Below are 25,531 nucleotides of genomic sequence, written 5' to 3' on the forward strand. Positions count from 1 at the left end.
TTAAAAACTTAACTTTTATTATTTTTGCGCTATGCAAATAACTCGTTTAATTAACTTATTATTCGGTTCAAAAAAAGAAAAGGAATCTACTGAAGATATTATGAAAAAATTCTTAATTGTTGGTCTAGGTAATATTGGTGAAAAATATGACAATACACGTCATAATATTGGTTTTAAAGTTTTAGATGAAGTAGCTAAAAAAGAGGATATTACTTTTGAAAGTCAAAAATTAGGAGCTGTCTCTAAATTTAGATTTAAAGGAAGAACTTTTATTCTTTTAAAACCTTCAACTTTTATGAATTTAAGCGGTAAAGCTGTAAAATATTGGATGACCAAAGAAAAAATAGCTATTGAAAATGTACTAATTATTACCGACGATTTAAACTTACCATTTGGTAGCATTCGATTAAAAGCTAAAGGTAGCGATGGTGGACACAATGGTTTAAAAGATATTCAGGCGGTTTTACAAACCACAAAATATCCTAGATTTAGATTTGGTGTTGGTGCTGAATTTTCTAAAGGTAGACAAGTAGATTATGTATTAGGAAAATGGGATGAGGAAGAATCTAAACAACTTCCTGAACGCTTAGAAAAAGCTACTGAGCTTATTAAATCTTTTGGAACTGCTGGTTTAAATAATACTATGAATACTTTTAACGGAAAATAATAAATAGCAAAGTACTAAAAGCTTGTTGTTTTCTTATTCACTAAACCGTTGTCATTCTACTTTTCTAGTAACTAAATGTTATATAAATCCATATTTCCCTAATTATAACATGGTGAAATGGATTTCTGCCTACGCAGGAATGATAAGAAACAACTTATAAATAAGTACGTATAAACATTATTTTCTTGAAAAAAATGCTGAATTTTGTTACAATTTAGTTTGCGTTAGGGATTGAAGCGGCATCCTTTTTTGTTTTTCTCAAAAAAGATATAGCACAAAGCCCGACCCAAAGGGTAACGCCCAAATAATTAATGTAATTCTATTGAAACAATAAGATTAGTTTGTAAATCTCATTAGATTCTTCATTACGTTATTCACTACATTCAGAATGACAATTTTACAATTAATTATCACTTGCAAACCACTCTGCGTGTGATGTTCCTGTTTCTTGAAGTTTTAGTGAATGTAGTTTGATGGTTTCTGGCAAATGTTTTTTAATTTTTTCGGCAAAATCTATCAACATCATTTCGCTTGTTGGCTGATAATCTACCAAAATTACATTATGCCCACGTGTTTCAAGCTCTTTTGCTAATTCTATATGTGGTGTGTTTTTATTAAAAACGGTTGCGTGGTCAAACTTATCTACAATTTCTGATTTTACAATTTTTTTTAAATCTCCAAAGTCTATTACCATTCCGTATTTTACATTTGAAGTATCTGAAATTGGTACCCCAATAACTGTTACAGATAATTTATAACTATGACCGTGTACATTTTTACATTTACCATCGTAACCGTATAATGCGTGACCTGTTTCAAAATCAAATTGTTTTGTTATTCTAATATTGCTCATAATTATAAATTAATCGTCTAAATCTTTTCTGTTTTTTGCTCTATAGTATGTAAAATATGCCAAGGCTACCAACAATACAAATGGTAAATAGGTTCCAATAGCTACACCTATTTCATAACCGCTGTCTGGTGCATTTTTCATTTTTTCTTCAATATCAACTTCTTGAAGCACTAAAATTATTGTTGCTAACATACTTATTTTTTAAATTTTTGAAGTGCTTTTTTAGTTTCTTCAGATAGCACTAATTTTCCACTAATTTCCGCTCTTTCTTCTAGTAACAAACTCCAATCTTCTGTTCCTTTCCAAAGTACTTTTTTTAAAGAACTTAGAGCTTCGTTAGAATAGTTAGCTAACTTTTCAGCAAAAAAATCAACTTCTTTATCCATCTCGTTAATCGTATCAAAAACCTTTGCATACAATCCTTTTTCTTTTGCCCAATAAGCAGTTTTCCAATTGGTAGCATCTAAAGTTAATTCTGCAAAAGCTGCTACTCCAATTTTACGTTCTACAGCTGGTTCAATTACAAATGGGCCAATACCAATAGAAAGCTCTGAAAGTTTAATAGAAGCTGCCTCAGTAGCGAAACAATAGTCACAAGCCGCTGCTAAACCTACTCCACCTCCAACTGCTTTGCCTTGTACGCGACCAATAATTATTTTTTTACAGTTTCGCATAGCATTAATAACATTGGCAAAACCCATAAAAAACTGTTTTCCATCTTCTAAATTATCAATCGCAATCAATTCATTAAACGATGCTCCAGCACAAAAGGCTTTTTCTTTTTCGCTCTTTAAAACAATAACATTTACATCATTATTTTCACTTAGCAGGTTAAAAGCTTTTGCTAACCTATCTAATAATTCTGAAGGAAAAGAATTGCTAGCTTCGTGATAAAACTCAACCGTTGCAATTCCATTTTGTACGTGTGTATATAAACTTCCGTTACTCATAGGGTTCAAAGTTACGTGTTTTTATGCAAATATTTTCTTCGGAATTTAATTACTAATATCCCAGACCTTAACAGCATCCAAACGGTAAATGCAATCCAAATTCCAACTAGTTTTAAATTAAAATAATCTGTTACTAATAAAACAGGAATAAAGCCTAAAAATGTTGCCACAAGAAGTAAGTTTCTTAAAGTTACAGCTTCTGCTAAACCTTTAAAAATACCGTCAAACACAAATGCTACTGCATTTATTGGCTGCATTATTAACACTATCCAAAATACTTGATAAAAAGCTAACAAAACAGCTTCTTCTGAAGAAAACAACCTTCCAATTGGATAATACAATATCCCACATAAAACAGCTAATAGCAATGCAATTACAATAGAATATCTACACAACTTTATGCTTAACAACCATAATTTTGGGTAGTTTTTTTCGCCCAATAATTTTCCTGAAACTATGTTTCCAACACTTGAATAACCATCTATAAAAAATGCAAAAAACAACCATATTTGAAAAGCAATGGTTTGTGCTGCAATATAACTATCGCCATATTTTGTAGCGTAAGAATTGGCTAAATACAATGCAACATTTAGCGCCATTGCTCTAATAATTAAATTAAGACTTATGGCTAGTAAATTTTTAATTTCTTTATTGAACTTAAATGACAATCTTAAATTAAAAGGAGTTTTTTTCAATAGTAAAATAAGTGCCATTATTGCCATTACAGTTTGCGCAATTACACTTGCCCAAGCTGCACCTTTTACATTCATAGGTTCCAAAAAGCCTTCAATTCCAAAAACCAAGGCAAAGTCTAAACCAATATTTAAAGTTGCTCCAACAATACTAATTACCATTGGCCAAAATGTGTTTTGTAAACCTCTAAACACTCCAAAAACCGAAAATACAAACAAGGTTAACGGAAAACCAATTGCTCTAATTTTGTAATAGTCTACCGAATATTCTAAAATTAAACCCTCAGCATTATACATTCTAAATATTTGCGTTGCAAATAGTAGTGTTACCAAATAAATGGTTGTGCTTAACAATAAATTTATCGCAATAATTTGAGCTGGAAGCGTAGCAATTTCATCTAATTTTCTAGCTCCTAAATATTTTGAAACTGTTGCAGAAATAGCAGAACGAGTTTGTGCTAAAATCCATACTAATGCAGAAATAAAAGAACCTGCAATACCAACTGCTGCCAAAGCTTCGGTTGGGTTTTGCTGAATATTCCCAACAATGGCTGTATCGGTAATTGATAGTAATGGCTCGGCAATACCGGCAATTAAAGCTGGCAATGCTAATTTGTTAATTCCGGCAAAAGTTATGTTTGATTCTTTATACATTATCTCTTATTGCTTTTAATTTTAAAAGCTTGTTGACACAAATCAACGTTTATTTTAATTTTAATATTCTTTCACATTGATTAAAAAAGATTCTTCTCTTGCACTTCGACTCCGCTCAGTGACCTCGATCAGAATAACAAAATTTCTATTTAAACAACCAATTCAAAACAGTAAAACGGATATTTACTTTGTTTTGGAAAATAGATTTTTTCTAACTTTTGATAACCACGTTTTTCATAAAAACGCAGGTTTCTTTTATTTTCTCCAAAAGTATCTAATCTTACCGATTTATAGTTGTTTTTTCTAGCAAAATCTTCTGCAAAAGTCATTAACTGTTGCGCAAATCCTTTTCCTTGAAATTCTGGGTGAACAGCTAAACGATGAATGTATAAATTGTTCTTGTTTTTTGTCAACCACTTTACATTTTCATATTCATCATCTTCAATTTCAGTTAAAACAACAATTCCTGCTAACTCATTTTCAACTTTAATAGTCCAAATTTGATTTAAATCAATATCTTTTTGAAGCACTTGTTGTGACGGATAATACTCGTTCCATTGAAAAATATTTTGCTCAATTAAATGTTGAGCACAACTTTTTGTGAGTTTGTATATTTGTTCTAAATCTTTACTTGTTGCTTTTAAAATCATATTAAATAGATTCTTGCCTTCACTTCGACTCCGCTCAGCCACCACGCAGGAATAACATTAAAAAAAATTATTTCTTTAAAAATTGAATGGTTTTTTCAACAGTTTCAGCTAAATGTTTTGGCATTTTTGTTTCCTCCCAAGGCTGTGAACAACCTAATGCGTGATTCATTTTTTCAATAAAAAGTAATTCGCTTTTAGGGTTCCATTTATGTAAATTTTCTGCTTCAATTGGCGGTACAACTTCGTCTATGTTACCTTGAACTATTAAATGAGGAATGTTTATTTTTTCAACTGCGTTTTTAATTGTTAAACGCTCTTCATTTGCTTTAAAATTGGTGTAAAACTGGTAATAATGTGGCATTTTCTGCTTGGTTCTGGCGTTTTCTATATACGCAACACCATTCATTTTCCATACTGTTCTTTTTAATTTTGAAGGAAATCTAGACCCATAATCTGATACTCCATTCCAAGAAACAACCTTACTTACTTTTTTATTTTCTGAAGCTTTTAAAGTAACAATTCCGCCTCCGCGAGAATGACCAATTAGTGTGATATTATCAGTGTCAATCTCTTTTATATATTCTGAAGTTGAAATCCAGTTAATCACATCCTCTAAATCATCTAATTCTATTTCAAAATTATTATAACCAAACGCTTCTAAATCTGGAAAATCGATTGGGTCTTCAACGGTTCCTCCATTGTGAGAAAAATTAAACTTCAAAAAGAAAAAACCTTCTTCAGCAAATTTTTCAGCGGCCAAATTCCACGCACCCCAATCTTTATAACCTTTATAACCGTGACAAAATATAACCAAAGGCTTTTTTTTGTTGTTTTTATGGTAAAAAACATCAGTTAAAATCGGTTTTTGGTGAGTTGTACTTTTTACTATAAAATTTCTATTTATTTGCATAAGTTATATTTAAAAAGGTGTGTTCTCGTTATTAATAAATGGTACTTCTGGGTTTAAAATTTCTTTTACAATTCTAGAAAATTCAACCATAAATTCTTCAATTTTTTCTGAAGTAATATTATTCTCTTTTTTGTATTTACTGTTCGAGAAATTCATTTTTAAAAATCCCGAATTTAAATTTTTAAATGAAATTATTCCTGCTTCAAGTTGATTGGTAAAATTAAACTTTTTCTCGTTTGTAAATAAAAAGGAATACAACATTACCTGCAAAGCTTTTGTATATTTATACTCGTCGCTTAACATAGAGAAATCCTGAATTCTTAAATCTTTCGCCTCTACTTTACCTGTTTTATAATCTATAATTCTTGTAACTCCATTTAGCTCGTCAATTCTATCAATTTTTCCAACAATTTTAATAGGAAAATCAATTCCTTCAATAGTTACAACTGTAGAAAGTGAAGGTTCTAAATCAACAATTCTTAATTTATTATTTTGAAGTAACTCTTTTTCTTGTTTTAAAAATCGCTTGATATGACTTTTGCATACTTGAAAAATTAATTTGTTTTTACCCGTTTTTATGGAGCCTTTTCTGTAAAACTTATTAAAGTTTTTAAGCAATAAGGTATCTATTTGCTTGTGCATATTTTCAATGTCTTTTAAAAAAACTTCTTGCCCAATAAAAGGTTGATACATTTGGTCTAGAACCTCATGAATAACCGTACCCATTGTGTTTGCAGCAATAGTTTCTTCCACTTCATCTTCTTCTCTAATTTTTAAAATCTTTTGCTCATAAAATTTAACTGGATTATAAATATAATTTGCCAATGCTGAAGGTGAAATTCCGTTTGTAAAAACTTCTTTTAACCTAGCTAATATAGCTTCTGTTTTTTCAATTTGCAGTAATGTGTTTTCTGTTGAATTAATTTTTGGTGTTAACGTTATTTGAGAAACTGTAGGGTTATTAATTTCTATTTTGGTTAAAAACCTACTTTTTTCTCCAGAACCATAACCATCAGTTTCTGTATTATAAATTAAAAATACATTTTTTGCTCGCTGAATTAATCGTTGAAAATGGTACGAAAAAATAGCATCTTTTTCTTGGTACGTTGGCAAACCAAAAAACTTTTTAATATCAAAAGGTATAAATGATTGCTCTCCTTTTCCAGCAGGTAAAATGCCTTCGTTTAACGATGTTATAATTACATTTTCAAAATCTAACACACGCGTTTCTAACATACCCATTAATTGCAAACCTTGTAAAGGTTCACCTTGAAAAGAAAGTTTTTCGTTGCTTAATATTTGATTGTAAAACAACGACAATGTTTTTAGGTTTTTTATGTGATTATAAGTAGTGTTTAATGTTTTTAATTGCTGAAAAACCTGATAGAATCGGAATAAATACTCTTTTTCTACTTCTAAAAAGTGAGGCTTTAAAGCTAAAATTAATTCTAAACATTTTTCTATAACTTTATCTATGTTTTGCGGAAACTCTAATAAATTTAATATGTAGCTAACCTCATCAGCTTCATTTTTATTTAAGAACGATTTTATACTTTCTACTGAAACAAAAATGTAGTTCTCTTTTTTAATTATAGTACATATTTTTTGAAATATCTCTCCATTATTTTTGTTTAAAAAAGAGTTATTCAACAAATTCAAAACATCTTTATAATAAAATTCGTTTGTTGCTGTCTTTTCAAATTTAATCTGATTCAAATGCAACTTAAAAATTGATTCAAAAAGGTTAGCTACAGGTATTTCCTTTAACGGAAACCCCATAGTAATATTAACTGCATTGATTGAACTTGGTAAAGAATTTAGAGATAATGATAATAAATTTTCATCTGCCAAAACCAATGCCGTTTTGCTATAAGAATCTAATTTAGAAAGTAATTCTCCTGCATACTTAATTTGCGAAACACTTTTTGGAGCACCTATAATTTTAGTGTTTTGATTTGTAGTTTTATTAAAACTCCATAAAAACGGATGGTTTTTAAAATATGGCCACTCTTTTTTATACTTTCTTAAAAACACACCTGCTTCATTTGATTTTTGAAGCATACTCTCATTAGCATCCCAATAAATGGATGCTAAGCCAGTATTAAGCATTTCTTGTATAATTTGCTCTTCTGCGTTATTTAAAGCGTTAAAACCCGCAAAAACTATGTGATTATCACTTATTGTTTTTACATAACTATCTAAATTTGCAATGGCTTCTTTATATATTAAACCTTGATAGCCAAAATTATTACTTTTTAAACGTTGCTCTAACTTTTTGTAAAGTTCATGCAGATAATCAAAAAACTGTAGATAATTAACCGAAAGCTGACTTGGTTTTTTATCTTCGAACCAATTATTTAACCGTTTTAAATCACTTAAATTTGAAAAGAACTCATTCGAGTTTACTAAGTAATTATCAATTTCATTAAAGTCATGCAAAGCAATAATTGCCCATTGAGAAAATGCCTCAAACGATTGTTGCTCTTTCTCCGGAACCACTTTTAAGTACACTGAGTAAAACTCGAACAACAGTTGCGTATTGTCTATTAGAGAAAATTCTGCAATTTCCTGAATATAGTTTTCAATACTTATAATTTTAGGCAAAAAAGTATTGGTAGGCAATTTTAATATAACCTCTTCTTTTACAAAAACACACGATCTTTGACTCGGTAAAACAAAAATTAAGTTATCAATTTTTTGATTTTTACTTAAAACATCTTCAACAACACTAGTTATAAACGATTTCATATAATTTTATTTCTTGTATAAAAGTAAAAAAGCCATTTCAATTGAAATGGCTTTTAAACAACTATTTTATTAGAAAATTATTTAATCAATAATTTTAATTTCTACTCTTCTATTTGCTGCTCTACCTTCAGCAGTTTCGTTAGTTGCAATTGGCATAGATTCACCAAAGCCTTTTACGTTTAAATTTAATTGATTTACACCTCTAGTAACTAAATAATTTAAAACTTTATTTACTCTTTTTCTTGATAGGTCTAAATTTGCTTCTTCTGCACCTTGACTATCTGTATGACCTTGAATTTGAAATTTTAAATCCTTATAACCACTCATTAATTCAGCTATTTGATTTAAGTTACTTTCATATTGTTTATAAAAAACATCACTACCAGACTTAAACAAAATACTACTTGCAAGTTCTGTAAGTTTTTTCTCTAAATTTTTCTTTACGTTTACTTTTGGACAACCATTATTACTTAAAACACCTTTTTCAAATTTACATTTATCATACTTATCAACAACTCCATCTCCATCTGTATCTAACTCAGGACAACCTTTATTAGATAAAGGCCCCGATTTAGTCGGACAAGCATCTCGTTGATCTATAATTCCATCTCCATCAGAATCTGGACAACCACCATGTTTAGCAATCCCTTTAATATAAACACATCTATCTTCTTTATCTGTAACTCCGTCACCATCGGCATCTGGACAACCTGCTAAACTTGCTAAACCAAAAACATTTGGACATTTATCTTCTGAATCTTGTATGCCATCATCATCACTATCTGGACAGCCATTAAACTCGGCCAAACCAAATACTGATGGACACTTATCGTTTTTATCATATACACCATCATTATCTTCATCATACCCTCCAAACTTATATATTAAACTTGCAGAATGCTGAAAATGTCTATAATTACTATCTCCAGTAAAATATTTTAATACTGTTTGAACTTTTGCTCCAAATTTATCTGTAAACCAAAGTTTTGCACCAGCACCTCCATTGTATGATATTGCGCTTTCAGAATTTTCATAATTAAACCCAAAACCTCCTAAAAGATAAGGATCAAACCAACCTGTTTCACCAATTATTTTATTTGCATCATATATTGCATTTGCATCTATTGCAATATACTTATCAGATGCTATTGCTTTAACATACCTATTTTTGGTTATTTTATTAATGCTTCCTGAAAGTTCCACATTAAAACTTGGACTTAAATAACGCGCCAAACTTAACTTTGATGGAGCTTTTATATAATTATAGTTTTTATAATCAAAAAACTTCCCTATATCTTTTTTGTTTGCAGAATAATGATCTACTGCATTCACCCCAAAACCAATTAGCCAAGGGTTATCCTTATCCTGGCAATTTCCATTAAAAGAAAATACAGTAACAAATAAAAAAAGTAGGATTTTAGAATGTAAATATTTAATTTTCATAAGTTTAATTTTCACTAATTTAACTTGATATTATTAAAACACAAAAAAAAAGGCAAAAAAAAAGCCATTCATTAATGAATGGCTTCTTTTATTATTTAAAAGGCTAAATTAATTAGTCAATTAATTTAATCTCAACTCTTCTGTTTTCCGCTCTACCAGATCTAGTTCTATTAGAAGCTATTGGCATATCTTCTCCAAAACCTTGAGCTGTTAAGTTAGCTGCAGAAACTCCTTTTGATACTAAGAAATCTTTAACTGCTGCTGCTCTAGAATTAGATAACTCTAAGTTACGAGCTGCACTACCTACACTATCAGTATGACCTGAAATGTTAAATTTAGCAGTTGAGTATTTTTTAATAATAGAAGCTGCTTCAGATAATTTAGAAACTGTTTCTTCTTTGAAACTGTTTTTACCTGTATCGAAATAAACTGTTTTAAATAACTCAGTTAATTTAGCTACTTCACTTTTAGTGATTTCTGGACATCCTTTGTTTGAAGCAGGACCTGCAACTTTTGGACAGTCATCATCTTTATCTAAAACACCATCTTTATCAGCATCTGGCCAAGGACAACCTTTGTTAGCTTTAGGACCAGCAACTTTAGGACAAGCATCTTTTGAATCAATTACACCGTCACCATCAGTATCAGGGCAACCGTTGTTAGCTTTAGTTCCTTTTACTTTAGGACAAGCATCTTTTGAATCAATAATTCCATCACCATCAGTATCAGGACAACCGTTTAAATCAGCTAAACCTGCTACGTTAGGACAAGCATCTTTTGAGTCAATAATTCCATCATTATCAGAATCAGGACAACCATTGAATTCAGCTAATCCAAATACTTCTGGACAAGCATCATCTTTATCAAAGATTCCATCACCATCAGTATCAGTACCACCAAACTTAATTACTAATCCAGCAGAATGTTGGAAGTGTTGTTTAATGTTACTTTCGAAAGCATGCTTATAGTTAGTTTGAATGTTTAAACCAACATTTTCGTTAAACCAAATGTTTGCTCCAAGACCTCCATTTGCAGTACCAGTTCCCCAGTCGTCCATCCAAGTGTAACCTCCACCAACATGTAAAAAAGGATCAAACCAAGCAGTTTCTCCAATTACATTGTTTAAGTCATACTTAAGTGCACCATCAACAGCAAAATAAGATAAGTCGCTAGCAACAACATCTCCAATTTTTTCAATTTTGTTTAAAGTTCCACCTACTTCAAAACTAAATCCATCAGTTAAATATCTACCAACAGATACTCTAGTAATTGCAGGAATAATATTATAATGATCATCAGCATTACCAAATTCATCAAACCATACTGTTGAATTTCCTGCTGGTGTAACCATTCCTTCAATGTTAGTAGGATAAAAATCTACTGCATTAACTCCAAAGCCAATTTGCCATGGATTGTTTTTGTCTTGTGCATTAACTTGGCTAAAACCAACAGTTAACAATACTGCCAAAAAGGCAACTTTTAAATGTTTCATTTTTAAAAATTTAAATTTAATGTTCTCAATATTCATAACTTTAACCAATCTTTATGGCTAAACTTAATAGCAAAAATACAAAATTATCTTAAATATCATTGTTTTTTCTATAGTACTTTCAATTTTTTTCCAATTTTTACAAATGCTTTAATAGCTTTATCTAAATGCTCTTTTTCGTGAGCTGCTGATAATTGCACTCTTATTCTAGCTTTGTTTTTAGGAACAACAGGAAAAAAGAAACCTACAACATATATACCTTCCTCTAACAATAATGCAGACATATCTTGAGATAATTTAGCATTATACAACATAATAGGTACAATGGCTGAGTCTCCTTTAACTATATCAAAACCTGCATCAATCATTCCTTTTTTAAAGTAATTTGTATTCCATTCCAACTTATCACGTAATGCAGTACTTTCAGAAATTAAATCAAACACTTTTAATGAAGCTCCTACAATTGCTGGCGCTAATGAATTTGAAAATAAATACGGCCTAGATTTTTGTCGTAACATTTCAATAATTTCCTTTTTACCAGTAGTATAACCACCCATAGCTCCACCTAGAGCCTTTCCTAAAGTTCCTGTAACTATATCTACACGTCCCATAACTTTTTTCAACTCCAATGTTCCTCTACCTGTTTTTCCAATAAATCCAGCTGCATGACATTCATCAACCATAACCATTGCATCATATTTATCTGCTAAATCACAAATTTTATCTAAACTAGCTACTACACCATCCATAGAAAATACACCGTCTGTAACTATAATTTTAAATCTATGGTTTTGTTTGTTCGCTGCAATTAATTGTTCTTCTAGAGAAACCATGTCATTATTATCGTACCTATACCTAGCTGCTTTGCATAAGCGCACACCATCAATAATGGAAGCATGATTTAAAGAGTCTGAAATAATTGCATCTTCTGCATTTAATAATGGCTCAAAAACACCTCCGTTTGCATCAAAAGCTGCAGCATATAATATGGTATCTTCTGTCTGGTAAAAATCTGCAATTTTTTGTTCTAATTGCTTATGAATATCTTGAGTTCCGCAAATAAAACGAACAGACGACATTCCAAAACCATGCGTATCCATAGTTTGTTTTGCCGCTTTAATTACTTCTGCATTGTTAGACAAACCAAGGTAATTATTTGCACAAAAGTTAATTACTTCTTCTCCTGTATTAATTTTTATAACCGCATCTTGTGATGATGTTATAATTCGTTCTTTTTTATATAAGCCAGCCTCTTTTATTTCATTTAATTCAGCCTGCAATTTTTCTTTTATTGATGAATACATAATTTTAGGTGTTAAATTCGATTCAAATTTACAATTCTTTAATAATTATTTCATTATTTATGTAAATCAATATTTTTTTATCAATTACAAACCCCATGTTTTTTAACACTTGAGCGTAATAATTAACTTGTTGTTCGTGCTTAGATTCTGGTTTTCCTGTTTTATAATCAATAACTGTTGTTTTATTTTTTATAACAACCACTCTATCCGGTACTACAATTTCATTTTTATCTGTAAATATTGATTTTTCAGCATATACAGTATTATTATCTTGAAAATAAACACTCAATTTTGGATGAGAAACTACATTAATTAATACTCTTTCTATTTCAACAAATTCTTTTTTATTAATTGTTCCTTCAAACAAATATTTATTTATTACACCTTTAATATTTTCTTCAACATTTATTTTAGATAGCATTTCGTGTATTAAATTACCATAATCTATTGCGTCTCCTTGATCTGTTTCCCATAAAACAGAAGAGCTTGCTACTACCGAAATATTAACACTATCCCAAGAATTGCTAATAATAGATTCTGGCACAATAGCATTACCTTCTTCTTTTTTGGAAGGAATTATTTTTTGAGGGTTTCCAAATGAATATTCCAATTCATCATCATTATAAACACCAATCTTATTTAAATAATCTACAAATAGGTTTGAAGTATAATTTAACGAATCTTGAGATTTCATTTTTTCTGTAACCACATACAATTGCTCAACTGCACGAGTTAAAGCAACATATAAAAGATTAAAATTATCTAACTCTAACTCTTCTCTTCTTTTATTAAATAAGGCTTCACCAACCTTACCTGTAAAGTTTAATTTTTTATTATAGTTTACTAAAACCGATTTTAATTTAGATTCATCTTCCAAAGGAAACCACACTTTAGGATCAATTTGCCGATATATTTCCATATTATACGGAAATATAACTACAGGAAATTCTAGGCCCTTTGCTTTATGAATGGTCATAATTCTAACCGCAGATTTAGACTCTGGAGCTACAATACTTAAGCTATCTTTTTTCTGCTCCCAATACTCTAGAAAATTTAATATAGATGCTTGTTTTTTTTGTTGAAATTCAAAAACTACATCTAAAAAAAATTGAATATAAGCATCGGCTTTTTCTAATAAATTAAAACTTCTAATTAAATATTCTACAGCAGCATACAGTGGTTGCTGAATAAATAAAGCGTTATTAAATATAATATTATAGTGCTCCAATGCTTTAAAAAACTCTTCATTTTCTAAATGAACCAACTTATCGAAAAATATGTGCTTTGACTCTTCAATATTTAAATATTCAAACAAAAAGTAAAGTAGCTTAATTTTAAGCTCTTTATTTTGCGGGTTTTGAATAACCTCTATAGTGTTAATTAAAAAATTAACAATAGAATTATTCCTAAGTAAAAGAGTTTCCGAAGAAATAATTTCCACTCCGTTACTCGATAAATAATTTGCAACCTCAACACCTTGTTTTCTAGTTCTAACTAAAACACAAACATCGTTTTTTTCAAAACCTGTATCTAAATTTTCAATTATTGAATACACTTTTTTAGCATATACCAAATCTCGTTCATCATCATCTTTTTCTTTTTCAACAAAAGAAATTTGCACAAAACCACCTTTGTTTTTATTTAATTTTTGAGCATTACCTTGATTATATAAATTACTATAACTGGCATTACCAAGAAACTTAGACAAGTGTGTAAAAAACCCATTATTAAACTCAATAACCTCAGAACAACTGCGATAGTTAAACTCTAAATTCTGAAGTGATTTATGTATAAAGAAAGGGTTGTTTTCTTTATTATTTTCTTCAGAAGAAAGAGAAATAAACTGTTCGGCTTTACCTCCACGCCATCTGTAAATTGATTGTTTAGCATCACCTACCAACATTAATTTACCCGATTCGCCTAACTCGTTTTCTCCAGAAATTGCATTGCTAATAAGTGGTATTAAATTTTGCCATTGCAATTCTGATGTGTCTTGCATTTCATCTATAAAATAATACCTAAATTTTTCTCCAATTCGCTCGTAAATAAAAGGTGCTGGTTCATTTTTTATAGTATCGCTAATAATTTTATTAAATTCAGCATTTAACAATATATTATTTTCAGTTTTTATTTCTTGTAATGAGTTGTTTATATAACTAAGCACAGCCAAAGGCAACAAACCGTCAATAACCAAACCATTAAAAACATATTGACCAAACTTTTGCTCGTACAATTCTTTTGAATCATAATACAATTGCCTTAAATCATTTGTAATAGACTCAATAATTCCTTTTGTTGAAGCATCGCATTTTGCTGTATAAAAATTCTTTTCAGCTTCAATAGACTTGTTTAATCTACCTTCAAACTTTATATCATCAACTTTAACCAGTTTAATTTTGGTGAGTTTTATTAAAAATTTTGGCAAATCGGAATATGAAAATTGATTGTGTTGCAAACCATTGTCTTCAATAAGTTTTAATCCTTTTTCTCCAAGTTTAATAAACTCAGTTTCAATTAATTTATTTTTTTTCTGAAGGTCAAACTTTAAGGTTTCTAATTCAGAAATTGAAATGTTTTTAAACTGCTCTAACTGTTTTGTATTGCTTTCATTTAAAATAATTTTTGCAAAAGACTTTAAATCGTTCGAAATATCCCAAGCTTTATCATTTTCTAATTTTTGAACAGCATAGTTTACCAAGAGTTTGGTTAACTCTTTATTTTCTCCAATTTTTGAAATTACTACATCTACCGCTTCGTTTAATAGCGACTGAGCATCTAACTCTACATCTGCATTTACAGGTAAATTTAAATCGTAAGCAAAAGTTCTAATTAACTTATAGGTAAAACTATCTATTGTAGTAATATTAAAAGCTGAATAATTTTGAAGTATTGAGCTTAAAACTATTTTAGCTCTATTAAAAATCGCTTCCTCGTCTAATTTTAGTTCTTCACATAAAATAGCAAGCATATCAGATTTTTCTTCTTTAGAAAAACCATCTAAGTTTTCTATAACCCTTTCTTTCATTTCACCAGCAGCTTTATTTGTAAAAGTAACTGCTAATATTTGCTGAAATTTATACGGATTTGTGCTACTTAAAACAATTTTAAGGTACTCTTTAACTAATGTAAAGGTTTTTCCGCTACCTGCAGAGGCGTTATAAACTTGAAAATTTGTTGAGTGTTGCATTCATAGAATTTAGAATGCAAGTTAACAATAAAGTCTAGAAATTTTTATTCCAATTAAATCTTTTTCTTGAATTTATCTTAAAAATAACACCCGCACTATGTTGAAAAAAATCGTTAGCATTTAATTTAAGGTGGTGATTGTAATCTGATTGAAAATTAAGTCCAACAGTATCTGAAATCCATATATTAAATCCATACCCAGCAGATAGGCTAACTGCAGAATTTTTTCCTATACTAGAATACCCCATACCTCCTAGAATAAACGGATCAAACCATTTTGTTTCTCCAAAGATATAATTTAAATCATATTTTAATTTGGTATCAATAGTAAAAAAATCATTATCAATTTCAGGAAGACTTGACGAATAAGCATATCCTTTTTTAATTTTATTAGAGGATGCTGCAAGCTGTATAGAAAAACCCTTCTTTAAATGCCTACCCGCAAAAACCCTAAAAAAGGCACCATTCATATTTAAATCTTCAATACTACCATTTAAATAATCTTCTAACACACCTTTTAAAGTACTTGGTGTTCTAATATCTACAATATTAAAACCTCCTCCAATTACCCATTTGTTGTCTTCATTTTGAGCATATAAAATGTTACAGCACAAATGCAGACAACAAAACACTAACAGTAGTTGTTTTAATTTATAATTCATTTCAATTTAGGTTTTAAACAAATATTACCTACTCAACCAATACCTTTAAGACTTAAAAAACAAATATGAGAAATTGTAATTTTTAATATCCTAAAATTATAAAACGTAAACTACTGATAAATATTATGTTATATTCTATTAACGTATTTAATTGCTTTAGTAAAGTCTTCTAAATCATTATCATTTAAAACTAAATGAATGGCTTCATCAGCAACTTTATCAACATTGTCAGTAGGGAATCCAAGACCAACGCAAATTCTTCTCAAAATTATTGCTTCATCTTTGGTTACATCATTATCTGCAAAAATTATTTTTGCGTAATCATGTAACAGTTCAATTCTATCGTCATACCCATGAGGTGTTGTAGTAGGGTAATCTTTATAATTCTTTAATACATCTACAACTTTATCATCTAATATATGTAGTTTACTAGCAACTCTTTTTAATAGTTTTTCTTCACCTTCAGTAATTACTCCATCAGCCATTGCAAGCTTAACAACACTAGCAAAATGATTAATATTATGCTGTTGATCTCCGCTTAAATTAAAATTTGAAATACTCATTTTTTTGATTTTTAGAGACAAATATAACCAAACATATAAAATAACAGCAATTTATATTATTTATCATAATTTTCTAATTAACATACATTTCTAATTTCCCGTTTAAAATCATCCATTTCTGGCTCTCTTATAAAAAATTGAATTGCAGCTTTAACAACCACCTTAGCCTTTTCTACCGGAAAACCTAAACCAATAGCAATTCTATTCATTATCGAGGCTTTATCAACCGTTAATTTTCTATCTATAAATAACATTTTAGTTAAATCAAATAAACGCTCCAGCCTATCATCAAAATTAACAGCGCAACTAATAGGGTAACGTGCTGGATTACTTAATATTGCCTTAAATTCATTTTTAGTAATATTTAATCTTCTAGCCAATCGATTCAATAAAATTGCTTCATTATCGTCAATTTTGTTATCACGCAATGCAAGTCTAACTATTGCGGCAAAATGTCCAATATTTCTTTCGTGTAACCCTGTTGGATATAGATCTGAAATAGACATAATATTACTTTTATAAGGTTCTATTATAAATTTACGAATTATTTTTGGTTTTTACATAAAATACTACCTTTGACAAAATTTAAAATAGTTGAGCAAACAAACTATACTTAAAAACTACGAGCAAATTGTTCAGCAGAAACAGTTAGCTCCCTTACTTTCACAACAAAAATGTCATCTTCAAATTTCGAATTTGGTTGGGTCGTCATTGTCTTTTGTTATTTCAGAAAGTTTTAAAAGTCTAGAGAAACCTTATCTTTTAATTTTTAACGACAAAGAAGAAGCCGCTTATTATTTAAACGATTTTGAAAATCTTTTAAACGAAAAAGATGTGCTTTTTTATCCTGGTTCTTACCGAAGACCTTATCAAATTGAAGAAGTAGATAACGCTAATGTTTTATTACGTTCTGAAGTTCTAAATCGAATCAATTCAAGAAAAAAACCAGCGTTAATTGTAACATATCCTGATGCGCTATTTGAACAGGTTGTTACCAAAGCAGAGTTAAATAGAAACACACTTAAAATTAATGTAGGTGACGATTTAAATCTCGATTTTGTAAACGAAACATTATTCGAGTATAATTTTAATCGAGTTGACTTTGTTACCGAACCTGGAGATTTTTCTGTTCGTGGCGGAATTATTGATGTTTTCTCATACTCGCACGATGAGCCTTATAGAATTGAATTTTTTGGTGATGAAGTTGATAGCATACGTACTTTTGATGTAGAAACGCAATTATCTACCGAAAAATTAAAGAAAATAAGTATTCTACCAAATGTTGAAGACAAAACATTGGATGAAAAACGAGAAAACTTTATAAAATACATTGCTAACGATACCATTGTTTTTTCTAAAAACAAAAGCCTTTTATTAAGTAGACTAAACAAACTATTTTTAAAAGCAGAAGATGCTTTTGAAAAGCTAAACACAGCTATAAACCACTCAAAACCAACTGAATTATTTTGTAATGGTGAGCTTATTGAAAATCAATTAAAAGAACTTTCTTTTGTTGAATTTTCAACCTTAAAAACTTCAGAAAAAAATATTTCTTTTAACACAAAACCTCAACCTTCATTTAACAAACAATTTGATTTATTAATTGAAGATTTTCTAAAAAACACAGAAAAAGGTTTTGACAATTATCTTTTCTGCGATTCTCAAAAACAAGCAGATAGGTTTGATGAAATTTTTAAGGATGTAGAGCAAGAGTTAACATACAAAACCATTGTTTTTCCACTATATCAAGGTTTTATTGATGTTGAAAATAAAATGGTTTGCTATACAGATCATCAAATTTTTGAGCGCTACCATAAGTTTAGACTTAAAAATGGGTTCGCCAAAAAACAATCAATAACATTAAAAGAATTAACCAATTTAGAAGTTGGAGATTTTGTTACACATATAGATCACGGAATTGGAAAATTTGGTGGGCTACAAAAAATAGATGTTGAAGGTAACAAGCAAGAAGCTATAAAACTTATTTATGGCGAGAGAGATATTTTATACATAAGTATTCACTCGCTTCATAAAATTAGCAAATATTCTGGTAAAGATGGTACAGCACCAAAATTATATAAACTAGGTTCGGGTGCTTGGAAAAAACTAAAACAAAAAACTAAAACACGTATTCGTCATATTGCATTTAATTTAATTGAACTATATGCAAAACGTAAAATTAAAAAAGGTTTTCAATACAATCCAGATAGTTATTTACAGCACGAATTAGAAGCTAGTTTTTTATACGAAGATACTCCAGATCAACTTACTTCTACCCAAGATGTAAAAAAGGATATGGAAAGCGAACAACCAATGGATCGACTAGTTTGTGGCGATGTTGGTTTTGGTAAAACTGAAATTGCCATTAGAGCTGCATTTAAAGCTGTAGACAATGGTAAACAAGTTGCCATTTTAGTACCAACTACTATTTTGGCATTTCAGCATTTTAAAACTTTTACAAAGCGTTTAGAAGATTTCCCAGTTACGGTAGATTATTTAAACAGATTTAGAACCGCAAAACAACGTCGTGGTGTTATTGAAGGCTTAGCTGATGGAAGTGTAGATATTGTAATTGGAACACATCAATTAACCAATAATTCAATTCAATTTAAAGATTTAGGTTTACTTATTATTGATGAAGAACAAAAATTTGGTGTTGCCGTAAAAGACAAGTTAAAAACCATAAAGGAAGATGTTGACACATTAACTTTAACCGCAACACCAATTCCAAGAACCTTACAGTTTAGCTTAATGGCAGCGCGTGATTTATCGGTTATAAATACACCACCTCCAAATAGAGTTCCTATAGAAAGTAATGTTATTCGTTTTTCTGAAGAAACTGTTAGAGATGCTATTCGTTATGAAATTCAACGTGGAGGGCAAGCATTTTTTATTCATAATAGAATAGAAAACATTACAGAAGTTGCTGGAATGTTACAACGCCTTGTTCCTGATGCTAAAATAGGTATTGGTCACGGACAAATGGACGGTAAAAAGTTAGAAGAATTAATGCTAGCTTTTATTAATAACGAATTTGATGTATTGGTTTCAACAACCATTATTGAAAGTGGTTTAGATGTTCCAAACGCAAATACAATCTTCATTAACAATGCAAATAATTTTGGACTATCCGATCTTCATCAAATGCGAGGGCGTGTTGGTAGATCTAACAAAAAAGCATTCTGTTATTTTATTACTCCGCCATATCATATGATGAGTGATGATGCTAGAAAACGTATTGAAGCCATTTCTATGTTTACCGATTTAGGCAGTGGAATTAACATTGCTATGAAAGATTTAGAAATTCGTGGCGCTGGAGATTTATTAGGCGGTGAACAAAGTGGTTTTATTAATGACATAGGTTTTGATGCGTATCAAAAAATACTGAATGAAACCATTGAAGAATTGAAAGAAAACGAGTTTAAAGAGCTATACAAAGGAGAAAAAACTGACAAACCAAAAGAGTATGTAAAAGAAATTCAGATTGATACTGATTTTGAAATTCTTTTCCCAGATGACTATATCAATGTAATTTCAGAAAGATTAAATCAATACAACGAGTTAGCTACTTTAAAAACCGAAGAAGAATTACTTCAATTTGAAAAAGAATTAATAGACCGTTTTGGCGAATTACCAACTCAAGTAGTTGATTTATTAAACAGTGTTCGCATAAAATGGATAGCTAAAAACTTAGGTATTGAACGTTTAATTTTGAAGAAAAAAAGAATGATTTGCTATTTCTTGTCAAATCAACAAAGTGAGTTTTACAACACACCAACTTTTACACAAGTTTTAAAATTTGTACAAAGCAACCCAACAACTTGTGTTATGAAAGAAAAAGAAACAAAAAGCGGTTTACGTTTATTGTTAACTTTTATACGTATTGATTCTGTTGAAAAAGCACTAAGCGAACTTCAAAAAATTTAAATGAAAAACCAACATTTAAAAAACATATTAGAATTAAACATTGCTGTAATGTTTATTAGTACTTCCGGTGTTTTTGGAAGAGCAATATCTTTAACACCTTCTATTACAATTTGGTGGAGATGTTTTTTTGCCACTATATTTATTGGTGCATACTGTTGGCACAAAAAATACAGCTTTAAAATTGAAAACAAAAAAGACGGCTATAATCTTATAATTAGTGGCTTTTTTCTTGGGACACATTGGGTAACTTATTTTTATTCGCTACAACTATCAAACGTAGCAATTGGAATGCTTTCTCTATTTACGTATCCTGTAATTACAGCTTTATTAGAGCCTTTATTTTTCAAATCTAAGTTGAACAAAATTCAGTTATTATTAGGTCTTTTAGTTTTAGTTGGAATCTACTTTTTAACCCCAGAAATGAATCTAGATAATAATTACACAAAAGGAGTAATATGGGGAGTAATTTCAGCAGTTTTTTATTCGTTAAGAAATATTCTTACAAAAAAGAATTTATCGCATTTTAATGGTTCAAAAGTTATGTTTTACCAGCTTTTAGTAATTCTAGCTTTACTTTGGCCTGTGTTTTTTACATTCAACTTTAATCCAAAAACATCAGACTGGGCTCAATTACTTGGTTTAGCATTAATTACAACTGCAATTGGACATAGTATGTTTGTGGGCGTTTTTAAAAACTTTACCATTAGTACAGTGAGTATTATGAGTAGCATTGGCCCTATATTTGGAATTATTTTCGGCCTCATTTTTTTGCACGAAATACCAGCTTCAAAAACTATAATTGGTGGAATTTTAATTTTAACCACTGTTGTTATTGAAGGTTTCACTTCGAGAAAAAGTTAACTTTCTTAACAAAAAATTAACTTTTTGGCATAATATTTGCTGTTTTATTAAAAACTTATGCTATGAGTAAATATTTAAAAAATTCAATTAATTGTACCCTTTTTCGGAATACCTTTTTTCGAAAAAATATTAGGGAAAACGAATTTCACAAATTAACTTTTCTTGCACTATCAATTGCACTCAGTGGAACACTTTTAAGCTGTAATAGTAAATTACAAGAACAGCAACAACCTATTGAAAAACTTACGTTTTCTGAAGATATTGTTAAGGAATTAAAAGAAGAATTAGATATCACAAAAAAGCAACTTAGCTATAAAAAACAATTACCAGAACTTAAAGAATCGATTATTTTAAATACTGAAGAAACCAAACTAATACCATCAGAAGAATACATTGAATATAGAATAGAAAATAATGGCTTTATAAATCTAAATTATTTTTCACCTATCGCATTTAATGTAGAATAAATTAGATTTTAAACTCAATTTTAAAATAGTCGTTTATATCTATAACTTGCATTCCTGCAGTTTTGGCAGCTTGTATACCTAAAATTCCGTCTTCAAAAATAAGACAGTCTTTTGGATCAACACTCATTAACTCTGCACATTTTAAAAATGTTTCAGGGTGAGGTTTTGGTTTTGTAATATCATCTGATGTTATTACAATATCAAAATATTGCTTCAAATTAGTTATATCTAAGGTTTGCTTTGCACCTCCACCAGTACTACCTGTTCCAATAGCCATTGGTAAAACACCAAAATATTGCCTAACAACATTTGCAACAACTTCAATTTCTTTAGTTAAATGCGAAACCTCATGAAAATATTCACCTTTTAATTTCCCAACTTCCTGAACATTCATTGAAGTATTATATAATTCATTCAACTTTTCAATTGTTGCCCAACGCGACATTCCTGTTAAACTTAAAAACAGTTCAGCAGTAAAATCTATACCAAAAGGAGATACAGCTCTTCGCCAAGCTTGAAAATGGTTTTGCATAGTATCTGCCAATGTTCCATCCAAATCAAAAATAAGCGCTTTAGCAGTTGAAGGTATTTTAATCATAATTTTTAAATATGCTGTAAAATTAACCATAAATTAGTTCTAGACCTTGTTATTTATCAATTCTTAATAATTATTTATGATGTATAAAATAATTTATAAAAATTACTTTCAATACGTTTAAAATAAAATTATTACTTTTACAAAACTCAATTAAACGTATTTTTTACATTTATAAATCAATTATGAAATATTTAAGCACAATTTTAACCTTATTAATGGTTTCAATAGTAATTAGCTGTAAAGACGCAAAGCCTGTTGAAGCTAAAAAAGAAACTAAGAAACAACCTAACATTGTTGTAATTTACACTGATGATTTAGGTTACGGAGATGTTAGCGCTAACGGCGCAACAGAAATTAACACGCCAAACATTGACAAATTAGCTAATGGTGGTGTTAGATTTACAAACGGATATGCTACTTCGGCAACATGTACACCAAGTAGATATGGATTACTTACGGGAGTTTACCCTTGGAGAAACAAACAAGCTAAAATTTTACCAGGAACCGCACCGTTAATTATTTCTACAGAGCAAACTACTATTCCAAAAATGTTAAAAACTAAAGGATACCATACTGGTATTGTTGGTAAATGGCATTTAGGTCTAGGATCTGGTATGGTAAACTGGAACGAAAGAGTTTCACCTGGACCAAATGAAGTTGGATTTGACTATGCTTATATTATGGCAGCAACACAAGATCGTGTTCCTACTGTATATATTGAAAATGGCGATGTTGTAGGTTTAGACAAAAATGATCCTATTAAAATTGACTACAAAAACAATTTTGAAGGTCAGCCAACTGGTAAAGACAATCCTGAGTTAACTAAAATGAAATGGCACCACGGACACAATAGCACTATTGTAAATGGAATTCCAAGAATTGGATACATGAAAGGTGGAGAAGCCGCAAAATGGACTGATGAAGATATGGCAGACCATTTTTTAAAAGGGGCTCAAAACTATGTGAAACAACATAAAAACGAACCTTTCTTTTTATACTACGCAATGCAACAACCACACGTACCACGTACACCTCACCCAAGATTTGTCGGAAAATCTGGAATGGGACCTCGTGGAGATGTAATTGTTGAAGCTGACTGGTGTATTGGTGAATTCATTAAAACATTAGAAGAAGAAGGTTTATTAGAAAATACATTAATTGTATTCTCAAGTGACAATGGTCCTGTTTTAAATGATGGTTATTTTGATGATGCAGTTGAAAAATTAGGAAAACATACTCCAACAGGAGGTTTAAGAGGTGGTAAATACAGTTTATTTGAAGCTGGTACTAAAGTTCCATTTATAACTTACTGGAAAGGAAAAATTCAACCAACAGTATCTGATGCTTTAGTTTGTCAATTAGATTTATTGTCTTCAATTTCAAAATTAGTTGGTAGTGATATTACTACCGATGATAGTCAAGATATTTTAGATGCATTTATGGGTAAGAGCAAAACTGCTAGAAAAGACTTAGTATTAGAAGCAAACAGAAAAACTGCTTACCGTAATGGTGATTGGGCTTTAATTCCTCCATACAAAGGAAGTCACCTTTTAAAAGAAGTTAATATTGAAATTGGAAATTCTAGCGATTACCAACTATACAATATTAAAGACGATAGAAGTCAACAAAAAAACCTTGCTACATCAAATCCTGATAAATTAGCTGAAATGATTGCCAGTTACACCGCAATTAGAGGTACAGAAAAAGAAGAAATTAAAGAAGTTAAATTAAAATAACATTCAAAATTTATAATTCTAAAAAGCTCAGCTTGTTTTAACAAGCTGGGCTTTTTGTTTTTAAATTGCTTCAAATACTTTACCAGGCAATGGTTTTACAACACCTTTCATTTCAAGATTAAATAATATCGAAGCTATTTTATGAATAGGCATTTTACAATTAACTGAAATTACATCTAATAGTTCTTTTCCATTTTCTAGTAAAAAATCATAAATTAATTGCTCTGTTTCATCTAGCTCTACAAACAACTGTTTTTGAATTACTTTCTGTTCTTTTTCACTAGAACGCCAATTTAACATTTCAATTAAATCATTTGCAGAGTTTAAAATAGCCGCCTTATTTCTCATAATTAGATCGTTACAACCCTTACTATAAGTATCCGTTGTTCTTCCTGGCACAGCAAACACATCTCTATTGTAAGAGTTTGCAATATCTGCAGTAACTAAAGAACCTCCTTTATCTGCAGATTCTATAACAATAGTTGCTTCAGAAATACCCGCTACTATTCTATTTCGTTTTAAAAAATTCTCCCGAATTAGTTCGTCATTATGCCAAAAATCGGTTATAAAGCCACCATTTTCATTTATTTCTGAAACATATTTTTTATGTGATTTAGGATAAATCTCTTCAAATCCATGTGCCAAAACTCCAATTGTTTGTAATTTGTTTTTTATAGCTGCTTTATGCGCACAAATATCTACACCATAAGCAAAACCGCTTACTATTATTGGATCAAACTCTTTCAAGTTGGCAATTAAATCTTCACAAAAAGCTCTACCGTAGCTCGTAATTTTTCGAGTACCTACAATACTAATTATTGGTTGAGAATTAAAATTTATATTTCCATCTTTAAAAATTAAAATAGGCGCATCTACACAATGTTTTAATTTTTCTGGATAATTTTCATCTAAAAAATAATTAACTTCAATATTATTTTGCTGAATGTATTTTAGCTCTTTATCTGCCTCAATTAAATTCTCCTTATCGAATAAATGTTTGGTTTTATAACTACCTATTCCATTAATTTTTTCGATGTTTTGTTTCTTTTCATTCAGCACACTTTTTGCACTTCCGCAGTGCGCTATTAACTTTTTAGCATTGGTATCGCCAATTCCTTTAGCCCTTTGTAAGGCCAAAATATAGCGTAAATCTTCTTCTAGCATATTTTAA

The 25,531-nt window shown here is 29.8% G+C and carries 21 protein-coding genes; 5 read left to right on the top strand and 16 right to left on the bottom strand.

The window, feature by feature from the left end; genetic code table 11:
* Window positions 1–100: 100 nt before the first annotated feature.
* On the top strand, window positions 101–667 hold the full coding sequence (gene pth, locus BLU40_RS12770; protein WP_090124287.1) for an aminoacyl-tRNA hydrolase: 567 nt from the start codon (window positions 101–103) through the stop codon (window positions 665–667).
* 403 nt (window positions 668–1,070) lie between these two features.
* Here pth and BLU40_RS12775 read toward each other — a convergent pair whose 3' ends face one another.
* The 14 genes from BLU40_RS12775 to BLU40_RS12840 form a co-directional block, all read right to left on the bottom strand.
* Complete coding sequence (locus BLU40_RS12775) at window positions 1,071–1,520, bottom strand: 6-pyruvoyl trahydropterin synthase family protein (protein ID WP_090124150.1); 450 nt, start codon at window positions 1,518–1,520, stop codon at window positions 1,071–1,073.
* Between the two features lie 9 nt (window positions 1,521–1,529).
* Window positions 1,530–1,712 (bottom strand): hypothetical protein, encoded by a 183-nt coding sequence (locus BLU40_RS12780; RefSeq protein WP_090124153.1) that lies wholly within the window; start codon window positions 1,710–1,712, stop codon window positions 1,530–1,532.
* A 2-nt stretch (window positions 1,713–1,714) separates the two neighbouring features.
* A complete protein-coding gene (locus tag BLU40_RS12785) occupies window positions 1,715–2,470 on the bottom strand; it encodes an enoyl-CoA hydratase/isomerase family protein (protein ID WP_090124155.1) in 756 nt (251 codons plus the stop codon).
* An 11-nt stretch (window positions 2,471–2,481) separates the two neighbouring features.
* The gene (locus BLU40_RS12790; protein ID WP_090124158.1) at window positions 2,482–3,816 is read right to left on the bottom strand and encodes an MATE family efflux transporter; all 1,335 of its coding nucleotides are present in this window, start codon (window positions 3,814–3,816) and stop codon (window positions 2,482–2,484) included.
* 149 nt (window positions 3,817–3,965) lie between these two features.
* On the bottom strand, window positions 3,966–4,466 hold the full coding sequence (locus BLU40_RS12795; protein WP_090124162.1) for a GNAT family N-acetyltransferase: 501 nt from the start codon (window positions 4,464–4,466) through the stop codon (window positions 3,966–3,968).
* A 67-nt stretch (window positions 4,467–4,533) separates the two neighbouring features.
* A complete protein-coding gene (locus BLU40_RS12800) occupies window positions 4,534–5,376 on the bottom strand; it encodes an alpha/beta hydrolase family protein (protein WP_090124165.1) in 843 nt (280 codons plus the stop codon).
* Between the two features lie 9 nt (window positions 5,377–5,385).
* A complete protein-coding gene (locus BLU40_RS12805) occupies window positions 5,386–8,124 on the bottom strand; it encodes a PD-(D/E)XK nuclease family protein (protein ID WP_090124167.1) in 2,739 nt (912 codons plus the stop codon).
* A gap of 81 nt (window positions 8,125–8,205) precedes the next feature.
* Complete coding sequence (locus BLU40_RS12810; RefSeq protein WP_090124170.1) at window positions 8,206–9,567, bottom strand: OmpA family protein; 1,362 nt, start codon at window positions 9,565–9,567, stop codon at window positions 8,206–8,208.
* A gap of 112 nt (window positions 9,568–9,679) precedes the next feature.
* Window positions 9,680–11,059: an OmpA family protein gene (locus BLU40_RS12815; protein ID WP_090124290.1), complete on the bottom strand. Its 1,380-nt coding sequence runs from the start codon at window positions 11,057–11,059 to the stop codon at window positions 9,680–9,682.
* Between the two features lie 107 nt (window positions 11,060–11,166).
* Window positions 11,167–12,360, bottom strand: coding sequence for a glycine C-acetyltransferase (kbl, locus tag BLU40_RS12820; protein WP_090124173.1), 1,194 nt, complete (start codon window positions 12,358–12,360; stop codon window positions 11,167–11,169).
* A gap of 28 nt (window positions 12,361–12,388) precedes the next feature.
* On the bottom strand, window positions 12,389–15,547 hold the full coding sequence (locus BLU40_RS12825) for a UvrD-helicase domain-containing protein (protein WP_090124176.1): 3,159 nt from the start codon (window positions 15,545–15,547) through the stop codon (window positions 12,389–12,391).
* Window positions 15,548–15,581: 34 nt separating this feature from the next.
* Window positions 15,582–16,208: an outer membrane beta-barrel protein gene (locus BLU40_RS12830; protein ID WP_090124179.1), complete on the bottom strand. Its 627-nt coding sequence runs from the start codon at window positions 16,206–16,208 to the stop codon at window positions 15,582–15,584.
* A gap of 128 nt (window positions 16,209–16,336) precedes the next feature.
* Window positions 16,337–16,771 carry a tellurite resistance TerB family protein gene (locus BLU40_RS12835; RefSeq protein WP_090124181.1) on the bottom strand — a complete coding sequence of 145 codons (435 nt, stop codon included), beginning with the start codon at window positions 16,769–16,771 and terminating at the stop codon, window positions 16,337–16,339.
* A 77-nt stretch (window positions 16,772–16,848) separates the two neighbouring features.
* On the bottom strand, window positions 16,849–17,277 hold the full coding sequence (locus tag BLU40_RS12840; protein WP_090124184.1) for a hypothetical protein: 429 nt from the start codon (window positions 17,275–17,277) through the stop codon (window positions 16,849–16,851).
* A gap of 88 nt (window positions 17,278–17,365) precedes the next feature.
* On the opposite strand from BLU40_RS12840, the gene mfd reads away from it, so the two are divergent.
* From mfd to BLU40_RS12855, 3 genes are all read left to right on the top strand, one after another.
* Entirely contained in the window at window positions 17,366–20,698 is a 3,333-nt protein-coding gene (gene mfd, locus BLU40_RS12845) for a transcription-repair coupling factor (RefSeq protein ID WP_090124187.1), read from the top strand.
* On the top strand, window positions 20,699–21,559 hold the full coding sequence (locus BLU40_RS12850) for a DMT family transporter (RefSeq protein ID WP_090124190.1): 861 nt from the start codon (window positions 20,699–20,701) through the stop codon (window positions 21,557–21,559).
* A 62-nt stretch (window positions 21,560–21,621) separates the two neighbouring features.
* Window positions 21,622–22,026 carry a hypothetical protein gene (locus BLU40_RS12855; RefSeq protein ID WP_090124193.1) on the top strand — a complete coding sequence of 135 codons (405 nt, stop codon included), beginning with the start codon at window positions 21,622–21,624 and terminating at the stop codon, window positions 22,024–22,026.
* 1 nt (window position 22,027) lies between these two features.
* Here the strand turns inward: BLU40_RS12855 and BLU40_RS12860 are convergent, their stop codons facing one another.
* Window positions 22,028–22,654: an HAD family hydrolase gene (locus BLU40_RS12860; protein ID WP_217633398.1), complete on the bottom strand. Its 627-nt coding sequence runs from the start codon at window positions 22,652–22,654 to the stop codon at window positions 22,028–22,030.
* A 152-nt stretch (window positions 22,655–22,806) separates the two neighbouring features.
* Between BLU40_RS12860 and BLU40_RS12865 the strand changes: the two genes are divergently transcribed.
* The gene (locus BLU40_RS12865; protein WP_090124200.1) at window positions 22,807–24,360 is read left to right on the top strand and encodes a sulfatase family protein; all 1,554 of its coding nucleotides are present in this window, start codon (window positions 22,807–22,809) and stop codon (window positions 24,358–24,360) included.
* Window positions 24,361–24,420: 60 nt separating this feature from the next.
* Here BLU40_RS12865 and dprA read toward each other — a convergent pair whose 3' ends face one another.
* Entirely contained in the window at window positions 24,421–25,524 is a 1,104-nt protein-coding gene (dprA, locus tag BLU40_RS12870) for a DNA-processing protein DprA (RefSeq protein ID WP_090124202.1), read from the bottom strand.
* Between the last annotated feature and the right edge of the window lie 7 nt (window positions 25,525–25,531).

Source organism: Lutibacter oricola (assembly GCF_900106565.1).
Classification (GTDB): Bacteria; Bacteroidota; Bacteroidia; order Flavobacteriales; family Flavobacteriaceae; genus Lutibacter; species Lutibacter oricola.